At 60.0% G+C, this 14,716-nt stretch carries 11 protein-coding genes; 3 read left to right on the top strand and 8 right to left on the bottom strand.

The window, feature by feature from the left end:
• Nucleotides 1-24: 24 nt before the first annotated feature.
• Both M8318_RS18740 and M8318_RS18735 read right to left on the bottom strand, forming a co-directional pair.
• Nucleotides 25-2,388, bottom strand: coding sequence for a glycoside hydrolase family 31 protein (locus M8318_RS18740; RefSeq protein WP_262663952.1), 2,364 nt, complete (start codon nucleotides 2,386-2,388; stop codon nucleotides 25-27).
• 17 nt (nucleotides 2,389-2,405) lie between these two features.
• Nucleotides 2,406-3,707, bottom strand: a complete 1,302-nt coding sequence (locus M8318_RS18735) for an MFS transporter (protein WP_262663950.1) — start codon at nucleotides 3,705-3,707, stop codon at nucleotides 2,406-2,408.
• Between the two features lie 266 nt (nucleotides 3,708-3,973).
• On the opposite strand from M8318_RS18735, the gene M8318_RS18730 reads away from it, so the two are divergent.
• Nucleotides 3,974-5,047: a LacI family DNA-binding transcriptional regulator gene (locus M8318_RS18730; RefSeq protein WP_262663949.1), complete on the top strand. Its 1,074-nt coding sequence runs from the start codon at nucleotides 3,974-3,976 to the stop codon at nucleotides 5,045-5,047.
• Here M8318_RS18730 and M8318_RS18725 read toward each other — a convergent pair.
• From M8318_RS18725 to M8318_RS18710, 4 genes are all read right to left on the bottom strand, one after another.
• The gene (locus M8318_RS18725) at nucleotides 5,044-6,306 is read right to left on the bottom strand and encodes a DUF1479 domain-containing protein (protein ID WP_262663948.1); all 1,263 of its coding nucleotides are present in this window, start codon (nucleotides 6,304-6,306) and stop codon (nucleotides 5,044-5,046) included. The two genes, M8318_RS18730 and M8318_RS18725, sit on opposite strands and share 4 nt — an antisense overlap.
• A gap of 150 nt (nucleotides 6,307-6,456) precedes the next feature.
• Nucleotides 6,457-7,272, bottom strand: a complete 816-nt coding sequence (locus tag M8318_RS18720; RefSeq protein WP_262663946.1) for a Cof-type HAD-IIB family hydrolase — start codon at nucleotides 7,270-7,272, stop codon at nucleotides 6,457-6,459.
• A gap of 161 nt (nucleotides 7,273-7,433) precedes the next feature.
• A complete protein-coding gene (locus tag M8318_RS18715; RefSeq protein WP_262663945.1) occupies nucleotides 7,434-9,866 on the bottom strand; it encodes a formate C-acetyltransferase/glycerol dehydratase family glycyl radical enzyme in 2,433 nt (810 codons plus the stop codon).
• A 4-nt stretch (nucleotides 9,867-9,870) separates the two neighbouring features.
• Nucleotides 9,871-10,770, bottom strand: coding sequence for a glycyl-radical enzyme activating protein (locus M8318_RS18710; RefSeq protein ID WP_262663943.1), 900 nt, complete (start codon nucleotides 10,768-10,770; stop codon nucleotides 9,871-9,873).
• Between the two features lie 126 nt (nucleotides 10,771-10,896).
• Between M8318_RS18710 and fsa the strand changes: the two genes are divergently transcribed.
• Nucleotides 10,897-11,559: a fructose-6-phosphate aldolase gene (gene fsa, locus M8318_RS18705; RefSeq protein WP_262663941.1), complete on the top strand. Its 663-nt coding sequence runs from the start codon at nucleotides 10,897-10,899 to the stop codon at nucleotides 11,557-11,559.
• 43 nt (nucleotides 11,560-11,602) lie between these two features.
• Here the strand turns inward: fsa and moeB are convergent, their stop codons facing one another.
• Nucleotides 11,603-12,355 carry a molybdopterin-synthase adenylyltransferase MoeB gene (gene moeB, locus M8318_RS18700; RefSeq protein WP_262664126.1) on the bottom strand — a complete coding sequence of 251 codons (753 nt, stop codon included), beginning with the start codon at nucleotides 12,353-12,355 and terminating at the stop codon, nucleotides 11,603-11,605.
• Nucleotides 12,352-13,584 (bottom strand): molybdopterin molybdotransferase MoeA, encoded by a 1,233-nt coding sequence (gene moeA, locus M8318_RS18695; RefSeq protein ID WP_262663940.1) that lies wholly within the window; start codon nucleotides 13,582-13,584, stop codon nucleotides 12,352-12,354. The genes moeB and moeA overlap by 4 nt, the downstream gene beginning before the upstream one ends.
• Nucleotides 13,585-13,773: 189 nt before the next feature.
• Between moeA and iaaA the strand changes: the two genes are divergently transcribed.
• Nucleotides 13,774-14,712, top strand: a complete 939-nt coding sequence (iaaA, locus tag M8318_RS18690; protein ID WP_166181936.1) for a beta-aspartyl-peptidase — start codon at nucleotides 13,774-13,776, stop codon at nucleotides 14,710-14,712.
• The last annotated feature ends 4 nt before the right edge of the window (nucleotides 14,713-14,716 follow it).

Below are 14,716 nucleotides of genomic sequence, written 5' to 3'. Positions count from 1 at the left end.
GGCGAAGCCGCCACCCGGCGCTGTTCAGCGCACCCACTCACTCCCTTCAACACCGTTCACCAGCAGCCTGCGTTTTTCATTCGCCGGTAACGACACCTTCAGCGCCTTCCAGGCCGGACGATAATCCCCACGCCCGTTGATCTTCAGGTTGATGGTTGCCCCGTCGCACACCATCTCCCACTCCACCCACAGCGCGTTGCCGTTCTGATAACCCCAGCTCTCGCCGTCATCTTCAAACAGCAGACCCGAGGTCGCACCTACGCCTTTCACCGGGAACAGCTTCAGCTCGCGGGTATCATCTTTTTCGGCTGACACATGCGTGATGCGTGCGCTGAGGGGCAGGCCAGCACCGGCACGCACCAGCAGGGGCAGTTTTTCCAGCGGAGCATCGCGGACGATCCACTGCCCGCCGGAGAACCACTCCTGAGTGTAAAAATCGTACCAGCCGGTTTCGTTATCCGGCAGCCAGAGGCGGCGCTCGCGCTGCCCGGCTTCGACGACGCTGGCCACCAGCAGGTCGCGGCCCAGCAGGAAGTCATCGCACTCTTCGAAGGTCTGCGCATCGTGCTCATGGTCGAGGAAGGTTGGACGCAGCATCGGTTCGTCATCGGCATGGGCCTGCCAGAGCAGGGTGTAGAGATAGGGCAGCAAACGGTAGCGCAGCTCAATGGCACCGCGAATGGCCGGCGTTACGCCCGGATACATCCATGGCTCGTTAACGGTGGCATCATCATTCCACGAGTGAATGGTAAAGCGCGGGTGCATCACCCCGTTCTGCACCCAGCGGACAAACAGCTCGGCGTCCGGTTTATCGCCAGAGAAGCCGCCGACGTCGTGGCCGACGTTATACAGCCCGGAGAGGCTCATCCCCAGCCCCATGCGGGTGTTGTAGCGCAGGGTCGCCCAGTTGGTGCGGTTATCCCCGCTCCAGGTCTGGACGTAACGCTGCATCCCGGCGCAGCCGGAACGGGAGATCAGGTACGGACGTTTTTCCGGCGCAAAGCGCTGCTGCGCTTCCAGCGAAGCCCGCATCATCAGCAGCGGCATCACCGGGCGAATATGTTTGATGGCGATTTCGTTGCCAAAGCCGTGGCAGCGCGCTTCCCCATCCCACACCTCAAACTCGTTGTTGTCGTTCCAGGTGGAGTCGATCCCCATATCCAGCAACTGGGTGGTCACCCCTTCCTGCCACCACTGCACCGTCTGCGGGTTGGTAAAGTCGAGGTGTGAACCTTCGTCATCCCAGAAGCTGGAGCGTTCCGGTGCGTCGGTTTCAGAATCACGGATAAACAAGCCGCGCTCCGCCACCTCGTCATAGCGGGGGTGATCCTGCAGCAGGCAGGGCTTGATGTTGGCTGCCAGCTTCAGGCCCGCATCGTGGAACGCCTGGCTCATTACCTTCGGCTGCGGCACTTTGTCGTAGTTCCAGTTGAAGACATAGCGCTTGCCGTTGATCGAGGTGTAGCCCGACGAGAGCTGGAACGAGTCGCACGGAATGGCGTGCTCTTCGCACAGGCGGATAAAGTTCATCAGCTGGTTCTGGGCGTCCGGCGCGTCGGTGTAATGCATGGTCGACCCGCTGTATCCCAGGCTCCATTTCGGCCCGAACAGGGTTTTGCCGGTCAGGCGGACAAAGGCTTTGGTGACGTCCAGCGCCCGTTTGCCGGTGAACATGTAGTAATCGATATCACCCGCTTCCGCCTGCCAGCGACGGTAGGCGGTGTGGTAGTTGTCGATCTCGTTACCCAGATCCAGCCAGCAGCTGCTGAGGTTGTCGTAAAACAGGCCGTAACTCACATCATCCCGGCGGGTGAGGGTGAACGGAATATGCTTGTACAGCGGATCGGTGCTGGCCGCGTTATAGCCCATCGCATCCAGGTTACGCATCTCATAGCGCTTGCCGTTGCGCTGTAAATCACCCGCTTTCTCACCGAGACCGTAGAACCGTTCGTCCTGACGACGGCTCAGGTAGTGCGCCACCCCGTCGCCGTGGGCGTTGAGCAGATAGGCGCTGGTCGGGCGATCGCTCACCAGCGGCTGCCACTCGCCCGCGTCATCGCGGTAGTGCCACTCCAGCCACAGCGGCTGATGCACGGTGACGCGCAGCTGTTCGGTAGCCAGGGTCAGCACATCGTCCTGCTGGGTCAGCGTCCAGGTCGGGCAGCTAAAGCCGCTGAGATCGTCCCGGCGGCGGCCTTCCCAGGGTACATCCCGCTCCGGGGCGATGCTCCAGGTCCGATCCAGGGTCAGTGCCCCCTGGCGCTTAATCAGCACCCGGAACAGGTTCTCTTCCAGCACATACAGGCACAGGCGATGCTGGTTATCGACCAGCAGTTCCAGATGGTTCGCTGACTGTTTATCTACGGTCCAGTTTTTCAGGGTTTTCATATGCAATACATCCACTATCAGGCGCGCTTAGCGCGACGTTCAGCAATAAATGCCACCAGGAAAACAGCGCCAATCAGGTCGAAGAACCCCATGGCAATAAAGAGCGGGTTAAAGCCGATTTTGTCGGCGGTCACACCAATCAACAGCGAGAAGAGGAAGCTGGCGATCCACGCCGCCGAGCCGCGCATGCCGTTGACGGTGGCCATCTGGCCCTTGTCGAAGGACTCCACCACCAGGGCGCTGAGCATGCAGGAGATGATCTGATGCCCAAAGCCGCCGATGGAGATCAGGGCAATGGTGATGTACGGGTCGCGGGTGAGGGCGACGATGCCGAGGGAGATCATCAGGAAGGCGCCGGTAACCGAACTGGCCACCACCGAGTTGACGCGGGAGCAGCCGAACCAGCGGGTATAGAGACGGGTGAGGTAACCGCTCGCCACGCTGCCGAGGTCTGCGGCGAGGAACGGCAGCCAGGCAAACATCGCGATCTGCTTCAGGTCCATACCGTGCTCTTTCGCCAGATAGAGCGGCACCCAGAAGCTCAGTACCGCCCAGGCCGGTTCCGCCATAAACGCCGGAATGGCAATCCCGTAGAAGCGTTTGTTCTTCGAGACGGTTTTCAGCGCCGTCAGGAAAGGCAGTTTCACCGCCGGTGGTTCGTTATCCTGCTTGATAAACGCCAGTTCGTCCTTGCTCAGGTTCGGGTGCTGCTCCGGGTTGTGGTAGAACGCCCACCACAGGATCACCCACAGCAGGGCCAGCACGCCGGTAAACATAAACGCGCCCTGCCAGCCGAAGGAGGCGTGGGCGAAGTAGATAATTGGCGGGGCGAGCATCGCGCCGATGGAGAAGCCCACACCTGCCCAACCGGCGGCTACCGGACGCTCTGATTTCGGGAACCATTCGCCAATGGTTTTGGCGTTTGCCGGGGTCGCGGCCGCTTCAGACGCACCCATAAAGAAGCGCAGGATCGCCAGGTGCAGCCAGCTCCCGGCTCCCGCGTGGAAAATACACATCAGCGCCCAGATCCCGGCGCAAACCATAAAACCAATCTTCAGGCCAATGACGTCGATTAACCAGCCACACAGCGGCTGAAAGAGGGTATAGGCGAGCTGGAAGGCACCGACAATCCACGAGTACTGTTCCGTGGTGATGCCCATGCTCTCTTTCAGCTCCGGGGCAAGAATGCCTAACGAGTTACGGGTGATGTAGTTGACGGTGACGCCCAGCAAAAACAGAACCAGCACATACCAGCGCAGGTTTTTGATAACGCGGCGGGTTTTGCCGACCGCGACGGTGTGATTGATGTCCTGACTCATTGTTCTGTCTCCAGACGGACTGTAGGGGTACGGAGGTTAGGTGTCACACCGCTTTATCGTTTTTTGATGGTGTTGCTATACAACTAGTATGGGAGTGGTGTGACAAATTGAACTTAAGACAGAAAAAGAAGCCGCAGTAGCGGATTTTGTGCAAGTTTTCTCATAAATGTTATTAATAGTTTGCCATGATGCTAGTGAAGCCAGTTATGACCCACTTTTGACGCTGTGAAAATTTATTCATTTAACAACTGGGGCAAGATCACAAAATGGAGAAAAGGCTAAAAATCGCCGAAATTGCTGCCCGCACGCAGCTTTCGGTCAGTACGGTGTCCAGAGTGCTGGCCGGAAAGGCCAACACCAGCCCGGCCGCACGCAGCAAAGTGCTGGCCTGCGCCCGGGAGCTGGGGGTGATGGAGGGCATGGCTGCCGGACGGCTGCTGCTTAACAGTCTGGTGGTGTTTGCGCCCCAGCGCGCCTTTGACGAGCGCTCCGACATCTTTTATTACCGGGTGATCCAGAGCATGAGTAAAGCCCTCGGCCTGCATGAGGTGAGGCTGCGTTACTGCGCACTGGAGGAGTTCGACAGCGATGCCCAGCTGTTTCTGACGAAGATGAACGAAGCAGAGACCCAGGCCGCCATTCTGCTGGGGATTGACGATCCGCACATTCACGATCTCGCCGTGGATGTGGGTAAACCCTGCATGCTGATCAACTGCCGTGACCGCCGCCAGCGCCTGCCCGCCGTCTCCCCCGATCACCGTGCGATTGGCGAGCTGGCGGCGGAATACCTGTTCGAGATGGGGCACCGGGACGTGCTGAACGTGCTCTGCCTGCGGCGGTACACCATGGAGCTGAGGCTGGTGGGGATCCGCGATGCCTGGCAGGGGCACAACATCAAATTTAACGACAAGCGCGATCTGCTGGTGGTGCCGAGCTTTAGCGCCAGAGAAACTGAGGAGCAGGTCAGCGCCTGGCTCAGCAAGATACCGGATAACGCGCTGCCAACGGCGTTTCTGGTGGGGGGCGATTTTATGGCGGCGGGCACCATCAGCGCACTGCAGAAGCACGGCCTGCGCGTGCCGCAGGATGTTTCGGTGATGAGCATTGACGGGTTTAATCTGGCGGCGATTCAGGATGTGCCTTTAACGGCGGTGCACGTTCCGCGCGATGAGCTGGGAACCGAAGCGGTGCATATGCTCCAGCAACGGCTGATTCGCCCGGAGGCACCGGCCGGAACCTTGCTGCTGAACGGGATGCTGGCGGTGCGGGAGTCGGTACGGCGGATACGTCCGGGGAAAAGACGCACCGCCGTGGAGCGGGACGGGCTGTACGACGCTTAAGCCATACCCAGCGCGCGCTTGCCGTGGATGTTCAAATCTTCCGTGGTGAAGCGTGACTGCCAGTCAGCCTCATAATCCTCGCGCGGGAAATCGCCCGGAGAAGCCCCGGTTTCCAGCGCCGCTTTGACCTTCTTCGCGTAGGCGAGGTTTTTCTCGCACATCGGTGCCGCCGGAATATACATCACGTTGCCCCAGCCCTGCTGGTTCTCCACCGGTGCCACCGAGTGGATCACATCGCAGTGCCACCACACGGAATCACCCGCTTCCAGCGCCGGAATGCTGGTCAGGGCTTCAATCAACAGCGGATGCCACTTCTCAGAGATCGGCAGCACGCGCCCCGGGGCCACGCCGCAGAGTTCATCTTCCGGTACATCGTCCAGCAGCGGACGCAGCAGAATGTAAGCCATCGCTTCCGGGATCGGCACCACGTGCAGCAAACCCTGATCCGGGATCATGTCGGAGAGCGCGGTCCAGCCCTGGAAGGTGCGGAACACCGAGCACTTGGTGGTGTTATCCACGGTGTACTCTTCCACTTCGGTACGGTGCGCGGCATTCCACGGATCGTACTGCTCAACATTGCCATCGAACACCCGGGCGAAGACCTGCTGATAGGCCGGGAGCAGCCAGCGCTCCAGCGCCCCGGAGTCGGTATGCGCCCCGAGACCTTTCGAGGTGGTTCCCGGCGGACGGCGACGAATGCGATCCGGGTAGATAACGCTCACGTCCGGGTTGAACCACTGTTTGCCGTTGCTCTCAAAGGTCCATAAACGGTTCAGGAACGACTGCACCTGCGCCATCCGTTCGCTCTGGCGGGCCTCCATCTGAGCGTGTGACCAGTAGATCGGGTAGATCTCCGGGCGCGACGCGGTGAGGGAGCCGAAGAAGTTGTCACCCGGGCCTTTATAGACCTCATCAAACCGGTTGAGATCCAGATAGTCGAGCATCGCGTTATCCCACGCCAGCGCCTGCTCACGCGGGAAATGACCTTTGATCACCGCACAGCCGCGACGCTTAACCGCTTCGCGCTGTTCCGGGCTGATGTTGCCGCTCTGCACGTCGGCAAAGGGGATCACCGGCCAGACAGGATCGCCTTTGCTTTTCAGGGCATTAATTTCTGCCACCCGACTGGCAATCTTATCGCTCAGACGATTGAACACCGCCTGCACATCACCGATCTGCGCCCGCAGTTCACGCTTCATCTGGCGGATCGCCGCTTTAGGGTCAGCAGGCAAGGTTTCACTGGTAAAGGTTAAGGACATAATAGCCTCGCTATCTTTCATTCGAAAGTAAAAGTGATTACAAGTGATACTTTAGGTTAAAAATAAGTTAAAGCAAGTTAAATAACTTGATGAAGTGCACAGGCTAAGAAAAAAGAAGGGGGGTTGCCGGAGCAGGCTCCGGCGAGGGGATCAGTGGCTGAAAGGCGAGGTATTATCGAGCACGGCCTGAATCACGTTCAGCGCGCCCTGGTGGTTATTGTCATCGGCCTGATAGCGGGTGATGGCCTTAATGCTCTCGCCAGCGTTGCCCATGGCGAAAGAGTAGTGGGCAAACTTCAGCATTTCGGCGTCATTACCGCTGTCGCCAATCGCCACGCACTCCTGCGGGGAGATATGCCAGCGCTTCAGCAGACGGCTGAGGCCGTTGGCTTTATGCAGGCCAGGGATAATCAGATCGACAAAACCAAACCCGCTGGTCACCGGTTTCATGATCCCGTCAAGCGATACGTGCAGGGCGTCGACCAGGTTCGGAATATCGCTGTCGGGCAGGTTCAGCGAGAACTTAAACAGCACGTCGTCAATCTGGCGGTAGTCGCTGACGCGCTGCAGGCGATGGTAGTGTTTTGACATCAGCGCGACGAACGCGTCGGGTGCCTGGTCGCTGACGTAAGCGCTTTCCAGACCGCAGGCGACGAAGTTCAGGGAGGTATCTTTCAGCAGTTCGCCGATCACAATCTGCGACTCGTGCTTCGTCAGCTCGCCGTGGAAAATCTGCTCGCCGTGATCGAACACCAGCGCGCCGTTTTCCGCCACAAAGGAGATCTGCGATTTCAGTTCCGGGAAGAAGGAGATGAGCTGGTAATACTGGTTGCCGCTGGCGACAACGAACTCAATATTGCGGGCCTGAAGTTGCTGGAACTGCGCCTGAAAGCGGTCACGATCGTACTGCTTGGCGTCATCAAGAAAAGTTCCGTCCATATCGGTGACGATAACTTTAACGGTCATACATTGCGCTCCTGGATGTTACTGCGACCAGCAACATTCTAATAACAATGTGACCAAAACCACAAATTAATTTCGAATGAAAGTCAAATAAGCCGGGCAGTGTTGCACATGCCCGGCTTTTGTCGGCCCGGTAAGCGTAGCGCCACCGGGCAGTGTCGAGGTTAAAGCGTATGCTCAGTACGGGCGATAATATCGTCCTGCGCATCCGGTGACAGGGCGGTGAAGAACGCCGAGTAACCCGCTACACGTACCACCAGGTCACGATACTGGTCCGGGTGTTTCTTCGCTTCCAGCAGCGTTTCGCGGGAGACGATGTTGTACTGGATATGCCAGCCTTTATGCACCTCGAAGAAGGTGCGCAGCAGCACCATCAGCTTCTGGCGGTCGCTGTCGTTATCCAGCGTCGCCGGGTTGAGCTTCTGGTTCAGCAGCACGCCGCCCAGAATTGCTTCAGTCGGCAGCTTCCCGACCGAGCCAATCACCGCCGTCGGCCCCAGGTGATCGGTACCGGAAGACGGGCTGGCCCCTTCCGCCAGCGGGGTATGCGCTTTACGCCCGTCCGGGGTCGCCATGGTGGCCGCGCCAAACGGCACGTTGGCGGAGATAGACGAGGTCCCGGCGTAGTAGTTGCCGCCAATCGGGCCGCGGCCGTAGCGCGGGTTATGGTACTGCTTCAGCTCTTCAATGTAGGTCTGGTAAGCGCGGGCCAGCAGCAGATCTACGCTGTCATCGTCGTTACCGTACTTCGGTGCGCCGTTGATCAGACGCTGGCGCAGCTGCTCGTGGGTCAGCCCCTCGAAATCATCCGCCAGCGCCGCCGCCAGCTGCTGCTGACCGATCGTACCCTGGTCGAAGACCAGCTTCTTCACTGCCGCCAGGCTGTTGCCGAGGTTGGCGATCCCCACCTGCAGGCCGGAGACCCAGTCGTACTTGGCGCCGCCCTGCTTGATGCTCTTCGCGCGCTCAATGCAATCATCCACCAGCGCCGAGCAGAGAATGTCGTGGACGTTCTCTTCCAGCATGGTGTCCACCACATACTCAATCTCGATGGATTTACGGGTGTAGTATTTAATCTGGCGATCCCAGGCGGCCATCACCTCGTCGAAGTTGTTGAAGTTGCCTTCAGAGAGCGCTTTGACCTGCGGCAGGAACACTTTGCCGCTGGTGGCGTCGCGTCCACCTTCCATTGCTGCCAGCATCACGCGGGCGAAGTTGATAAAGCTCATCCCGGTGCAGCGGTAGCCCCATTTGCCGCCGACCGCGGTTTCGATACAGCCGATGGCGGCATAGTCGTAAGCATCCGCTTTTTCGATGCCGAGCTTGATGAATTCCGGGATCACGATCTCATCGTTATTGAAGGCCGGCATCCCGAAGCCGCAGCGGATCACCTGCACGCAGGCGTCGAGGAAGTCGTTGCTCATGCCCGCATGATAGCGCACGCTCAGGTTCGGCTGGGTGGAGCGCAGACGGCCGCAGGATTCCAGAATCGCGTAGGAGAGGGGGTTCACCGCATCCATTGGCTCACCGTTCACCAGCTTCTGACCGCCGATGGTGACGTTCTGGTACAGCGGGCTACCGGCGGAGGCCTTGGAGTGCGAGCCGGAGCGGATCTTGTTCACTTCCAGCAGCTTCAGCCAGCAGCTGTGCAGCAACTCAATGGCGTGCTCTCGATCCAGGGACTGGTTCAGCTCCACGTCGCGACGGTAGTACGGGTAGAGATACTGGTCCATACGGGCGAAGGAGACCGAGTGGCCGTTGGACTCAATCTGCAGGATCAGCTGGATGAAATAGCACAGCTGCAGCGCCTGCCAGAAGGTTTTTGGTGGCTCATGAGCGATCACATCGCAGTTTTCCGCCATCGCCAGCAGCTCGTCGCGGCGGCTTTCCCGGGTTTCGCTGGCGGCCATCTCACGCGCCAGGTCGGCAAAGCGTTCGATGTGCAGGCTTACCGCTTCCAGCACGATATCAATCGCTTTCAGGAACTGGTCGCCGTGCAGATCTTCCAGACAGGTGAGGTTAATCCGGGAGCGACGCTCGTCCACTTTGTGGCGCATCCCGTCGAGGCCTTTCTCCAGCACCAGCGGGAAGTTTACCGCCAGGTGTGCATCGCCGGAGGTCATGTTGCCTTCAGCTTTGATGATGCCGGTTTCCAGCAGCCCTTTTTGCTCGTCGGTGAACATCCCGTAGCAGCGATCCTGCACCGTCTGGCCGCGCCACCACGGGCAGAGTTCGTGCAGAACGCGTTTGTTCTCTTCGCTCACCGCAAAGCCGGCACCCGGGCGGTCAGCGAGGTCGTCGATCTCTTTCTCAATCCACGAGACGGTGTATTCCGGGAAGATCGGCGCGGCGCGCACTTCGCTGGCCTGGTTGCCGATAATCAGCTCGTCATGTTTGATCCAGATAGTGCGCTGCGCCAGGTGATGCGCCAGGGCCAGCGCGCGACGGACCGGGATCGGCTTATCCATATGCTGCTGGTACATTTCGGTGTAGTGCTGAGCACGCTCGGTACAGACCGGGGGCTTAACAATGTGGACCAGGGCAGTTTTGTGCGCCTTAATGCGATCGCTCAGGGTAGTAAGATTCAGCTGTGTCATAACATTATCCTCGTAAGGTCGCGGTTAACCCTTTCCGGGCGGCATACTGCCGGGCAAAGTCCAGTAATGCAGGGTTATCGAGCGGTTTATCTGGGGCAGAGTAAGGTTGGCCGAGCAGAGTGTATTTGTTCATGCCAAGCGTGTGGTACGGCAGAAAATGGATGTCGTGGACGTTCAGTTCATCGGCGGCAAAATTGGTAATCGCGGTAATAGAGGCTTCATCGGCGTTAAAACCCTGGATCAGCGGCACGCGAATGGTGAGCTGTTTCCCGGCAGCGGCCAGGCGCTTAAGGTTATCCAGCACCCGTTTGGCGGAGCCGTCGGTCCACTGCTTAAACACCGCGGCGTCGACATGTTTCAGGTCGGCGAGAAACAGATCGATGTACGGGAGTGACGGTTCAATATAGTGCCAGGGCACATGCAGGCAGGTTTCCACCGCGGTATGAATGCCCTGTTCATGGCTGGCCTGGAACAGCTGGCGCGCCAGGTCGGGGTTCATAAAGGGCTCTCCACCGGAGAGGGTAACGCCGCCGCCGCTGCGATCGTAAAACGGCTTATCGCGCAGGACGGTGGTCATGATCTCCTCTACCTGCTTCTCTTCGCCGCAGACGGTCAGGGCCTGGGTCGGGCAGCAGTCAGTGAGGGCATCCAGGTGGGTGTCGTCGAGTTTTTCACGGTGGATCACCAGGCCATTCAGCGTCCGGTCAATGACCGCGGGCGCCACCTGCTGGCAGAGGTTGCACCCCTCCAGGCACAGGCGAGCATCGAACAGCAGATCCCGAGACCTTTCGCGGCTCTCCGGGTTTTGACACCAGCGGCAGCCCAGCGAGCAGCCTTTCATAAAGACCACGGTACGAATACCGGGGCCGTCGTGTGTCGAATAACGCTGAATGTTGAAGATCATAATGTCGCCCCTTGTTGCGTATGAAGATTAAATTACTTTCGAATGAAAGTTATCTTGACGCAAATCAACTCCGAAGCAGGTTTTGCCGTGTAGGGTTAGGGCATAGTCATTTTTGAGGACCCGATCATGGAACTGTATCTCGACACATTCGACGTTATTGCTGTTAAAAAACTGGCCCGCGTGTTTCCACTGGCAGGCGTCACCACGAACCCCAGCATTGTTGCCGCAGGCAAAACGCCGCTGGAGGAGTTACTGCCCCAGCTGCAGGAGGCGATGGGCGGTCAGGGCCGTCTGTTTGCCCAGGTGATGGCCCCCACCGCCGAAGGGATGGTGGAAGACGCGCTGAAGCTGCGCGGTATCGTTGCCGATCTGGTGGTGAAGGTGCCGGTCACGGCGGAAGGGCTGGCGGCAATTAAGATGCTGAAAGCGCAGGGCGTGCCGACGCTTGGGACGGCGGTATATAGCGCAGCGCAGGGAATGATGGCGGCGCTGGCGGGGGCAGAATATGTCGCGCCGTACGTGAACCGCGTGGATGCGCAGGGCGGGGACGGGATCCAGACGGTGGCCGAGCTACAGCAGTTGCTGACCCTGCACGTGCCGCAGTCAAAAGTGCTGGCGGCGAGCTTCAAAACCCCGCGTCAGGCGCTGGATTGCCTGCTGGCGGGCTGTGAATCCATCACCCTGCCGCTGGATGTAGCCCAGCAGCTGATTACCTCTCCGGCGGTGGATGCGGCGATTGCGAAGTTCGAGCAGGACTGGCAGAACGCCTTTGGACGGACGTCGATCTAGTGGTATTGCCGGGTGGCGGCTTCGCCTTACCCGGCCTACGGTTTTACCCCCCGCACACCTCACACCCCGGATTACGCATCAATTTCATCTCGCGGAACTGGCAGGTCATCGCGTCGTACATCACAATTTTCCCCGCTGCGGGCGTGCCGTAACGGGTCAGCACCTTAATGGCTTCCATCGCCTGCATCGAACCGATCACCCCTACCAGCGGGGCCATCACCCCGGCCTCGACGCAGGTCAGGGCATTTTCGCCAAACAGGCGGCTCAGGCAGCAGTAGCAGGGCTCGCTCTCGGCATAGGTAAAGACGCTCACCTGGCCTTCCATGCGGATCGCCGCCCCGGAGACCAGCGGCGTTTTATGGGCGAAACACCCGGCGTTAAGCTGATTACGAATAGTGACGTTGTCGGTGCAGTCGAGGACCAGATCGTGATGGGCAATCTGCGCCGACAGTGAGGCGTCATCCAGCAGGGCATTCAGCAGCGTGAACTGCACGTTGGGGTTGATGCGCGTCAGCGCCGCATGGGCCGACACCACTTTCGGCTCGCCAATGGTCGCATCGCTGTGCAGGGTCTGGCGTTGCAGGTTGGAGAGCGACACGGTGTCGAAATCGAGCAGCGTCATGCGCCCCACGCCGGCGGCGGCCAGATACTGCGCCGCGGCGCAGCCCAGTCCGCCGAGGCCAACCACCAGCACGTTCGCGGCTTTCAGCGCTTCCTGGCCGTCGAAATCAAAGCCGCGCAGCACAATCTGGCGATTGTAGCGCAGCATCTCCTGGTCGCTCAGTTCCATGCTCAGCCTCCAAACAGCGCGTTAAACGGCTCAACCTCAACCCATTCACCCGCTTCCACGTTGCCGCGCTCGCGCTCAAGCACGATAAAGCAGTTGCCCTGGCTGAAGGAGCTGAAAATATGCGAGCCCTGATGACCGGTGGTGCTCACCTCCAGCTCGCCGTCGGCGTTACGCGCCAGAATGCCGCGCTGGAAGTCGAGACGACCCGGTGATTTTTTCAGGCGGGTGGCGGCACGCACGCGCTGGCGGGCAGGGAGGCTGTGGGCCCGGTTGCCGGAGAGCTTCGCCAGCAGGGGCTGCACCAGCTGATAGAAGGTCAGCGCCGCAGAGACCGGGTTCCCCGGCAGGCCGCAGAACCAGCTGTCCGGCAGCTTGCCGAAGGCAAAGGGTTTGCCCGGCTTGATGGCCAGCTTCCAGAAGCCGATCTCGCCCAGCTCATCAAGAATGGTTTTGGTGTAATCCGCTTCGCCCACGGATACGCCGCCGGAGCTGAGCACCACATCGGCCACGCGATCCGCTTCGATAAACGCCTCGCGCAGCTTGTGCGGATCGTCCGGGATAATCCCGAGGTTGATCACCTCGCAGCCCAGCTGCTCCAGCATCAGATGCACTGCCAGCCGGTTGGTGTCGTAGATCTGCCCCTCGGCCAGCGGCTGGCCCGGGAGCTGAAGCTCGTCGCCGGTAGAGAACAGCGCCACCCGCACCTGGCGCACCACGGCAATGTCCGCAATACCCAGCGAGGCCAGCACCGGCAGTTCTGCCACGGTCAGCCGGGTGCCCGCCGGGAAGACGGTTGCGCCCTGGGTAATGTCTTCCCCGAGACGACGGATGTTCTGCCCCGGCTTGACGCTGGCGGTAAAGCGCACGCCATCGTCGGTCTGCTCGGTCTCTTCCTGCATCACCACCGCGTCGCAGCCCGTTGGCACCGGGGCGCCGGTCATGATGCGGACGCAGCTTCCGGCTGGCCATTCACCCTGGAACGGCTGCCCGGCAAAGGCTTTGCCCGCCACCGGCAGCGCGGCACCCGCCGCCAGATCCGCCAGCCGCACGGCGTAGCCGTCCATCGCCGAGTTATCAAAACCCGGTACGTTGATGGGCGAAACGATGTCGGCGGCGGTCACGCGGCCAAAACAGCGCAGCAGCGGCAGCGTCTCCTGGTCTGACAGCGGTGAAAGTCGATCGAGCATCTGCGTGAGTGCCGTCTCAAGCGGCATCAGTCCGGCGGTAAAATCCATGGGTCACTCCAGGGAGAGAATAACGAAGGCGGCCATTATGGCAGAAAAGTGCCCTTAACTGTATGACACCATGGGCTTACCCTTTACATCACAGTTGCGTCTTTCTATATTCAAAAATCATCTGAAGTTCCGGCAACGATAATGATATTTATAGAAAAAGCGGCAATTCAGCGCGCAAAGGTGAAGTAGATGGGGAATGCAGTCATCGCGATCCACGGCGGCGCAGGGGCAATTACCCGTGCGCAGCTTAGTCAGGAACAGGAAAGGCGCTACATTGAGGCGCTCTCGTCGATAGTGGAAACCGGCCAGCGTATGCTGGAGGCGGGGGAGAGCGCGCTGGATGTGGTCACCGAAGCGGTACGCCTGCTGGAGGAGTGCCCGCTGTTTAACGCCGGAATTGGCGCGGTGTTTACCCGCGATGAAACCCACGAGCTGGATGCCTGCGTGATGGACGGCATTACCCTGAAAGCGGGCGCCGTGGCTGGGGTCAGCCATCTGCGCAACCCGGTGCTGGCCGCCCGTCTGGTGATGGAGCAGAGCCCGCACGTCCTGCTGGTGGGCGAGGGGGCAGAGAAATTTGCTTTCGAACACGGCATGGAGGCGGTGTCGCCCGATATTTTCTCCACCCCGGAACGTTATCAGCAGCTGCTGGCGGCGCGCAGCGCAGGGGAGACCCGGCTCGATCACGCCGCCCCGCTGGATGAATCGACGAAAACGGGCACCGTTGGCGCGGTGGCGCTGGACAAGGCCGGTAACCTGGCCGCCGCCACCTCTACCGGCGGGATGACCAACAAACTGCCCGGTCGGGTGGGCGACAGCCCGTTGCCCGGTGCGGGCTGCTATGCCAATAACGCCAGCGTGGCGGTCTCCTGTACCGGCACCGGCGAAGTATTTATTCGCACCCTCGCGGCCTATGACATCGCCGCGCTGATGGACTACGGCGGCTTAAGCCTCGCCGAAGCCTGCGAGCGGGTGGTGATGGAAAAACTCCCGGCGCTGGAAGGCAGCGGCGGGCTGATTGCTGTCGATCGCGAGGGTAACGTGGCCTTACCCTTTAACAGCGAAGGCATGTACCGCGCCTGGGGCTATGCCGGCGATACGCCGAGCACCGGCATCTACCGTGAATAAGGGG

Origin of the sequence: Leclercia tamurae, assembly GCF_025566055.1 — a bacterium.
Taxonomy (GTDB): domain Bacteria; phylum Pseudomonadota; class Gammaproteobacteria; order Enterobacterales; family Enterobacteriaceae; genus Enterobacter; species Enterobacter tamurae.
Note: the sequence above shows the minus strand (reverse complement) of the source record. Positions and strands in the feature narration are given on the sequence as shown.

What these genes read in the sequence shown, in the direction of transcription:
- fsa (WP_262663941.1), top strand. Translation starts at nt 10,897, where the DNA reads ATGGAACTGTATCTCGACACATTCGACGTTATTGCTGTTAAAAAACTG.
- M8318_RS18715 (WP_262663945.1), bottom strand. Translation starts at nt 9,866, where the DNA reads ATGACACAGCTGAATCTTACTACCCTGAGCGATCGCATTAAGGCGCAC.
- M8318_RS18720 (WP_262663946.1), bottom strand. Translation starts at nt 7,272, where the DNA reads ATGACCGTTAAAGTTATCGTCACCGATATGGACGGAACTTTTCTTGAT.
- iaaA (WP_166181936.1), top strand. Translation starts at nt 13,774, where the DNA reads ATGGGGAATGCAGTCATCGCGATCCACGGCGGCGCAGGGGCAATTACC.
- M8318_RS18740 (WP_262663952.1), bottom strand. Translation starts at nt 2,388, where the DNA reads ATGAAAACCCTGAAAAACTGGACCGTAGATAAACAGTCAGCGAACCAT.
- M8318_RS18730 (WP_262663949.1), top strand. Translation starts at nt 3,974, where the DNA reads ATGGAGAAAAGGCTAAAAATCGCCGAAATTGCTGCCCGCACGCAGCTT.
- moeA (WP_262663940.1), bottom strand. Translation starts at nt 13,584, where the DNA reads ATGGATTTTACCGCCGGACTGATGCCGCTTGAGACGGCACTCACGCAG.
- M8318_RS18725 (WP_262663948.1), bottom strand. Translation starts at nt 6,306, where the DNA reads ATGTCCTTAACCTTTACCAGTGAAACCTTGCCTGCTGACCCTAAAGCG.
- M8318_RS18735 (WP_262663950.1), bottom strand. Translation starts at nt 3,707, where the DNA reads ATGAGTCAGGACATCAATCACACCGTCGCGGTCGGCAAAACCCGCCGC.
- M8318_RS18710 (WP_262663943.1), bottom strand. Translation starts at nt 10,770, where the DNA reads ATGATCTTCAACATTCAGCGTTATTCGACACACGACGGCCCCGGTATT.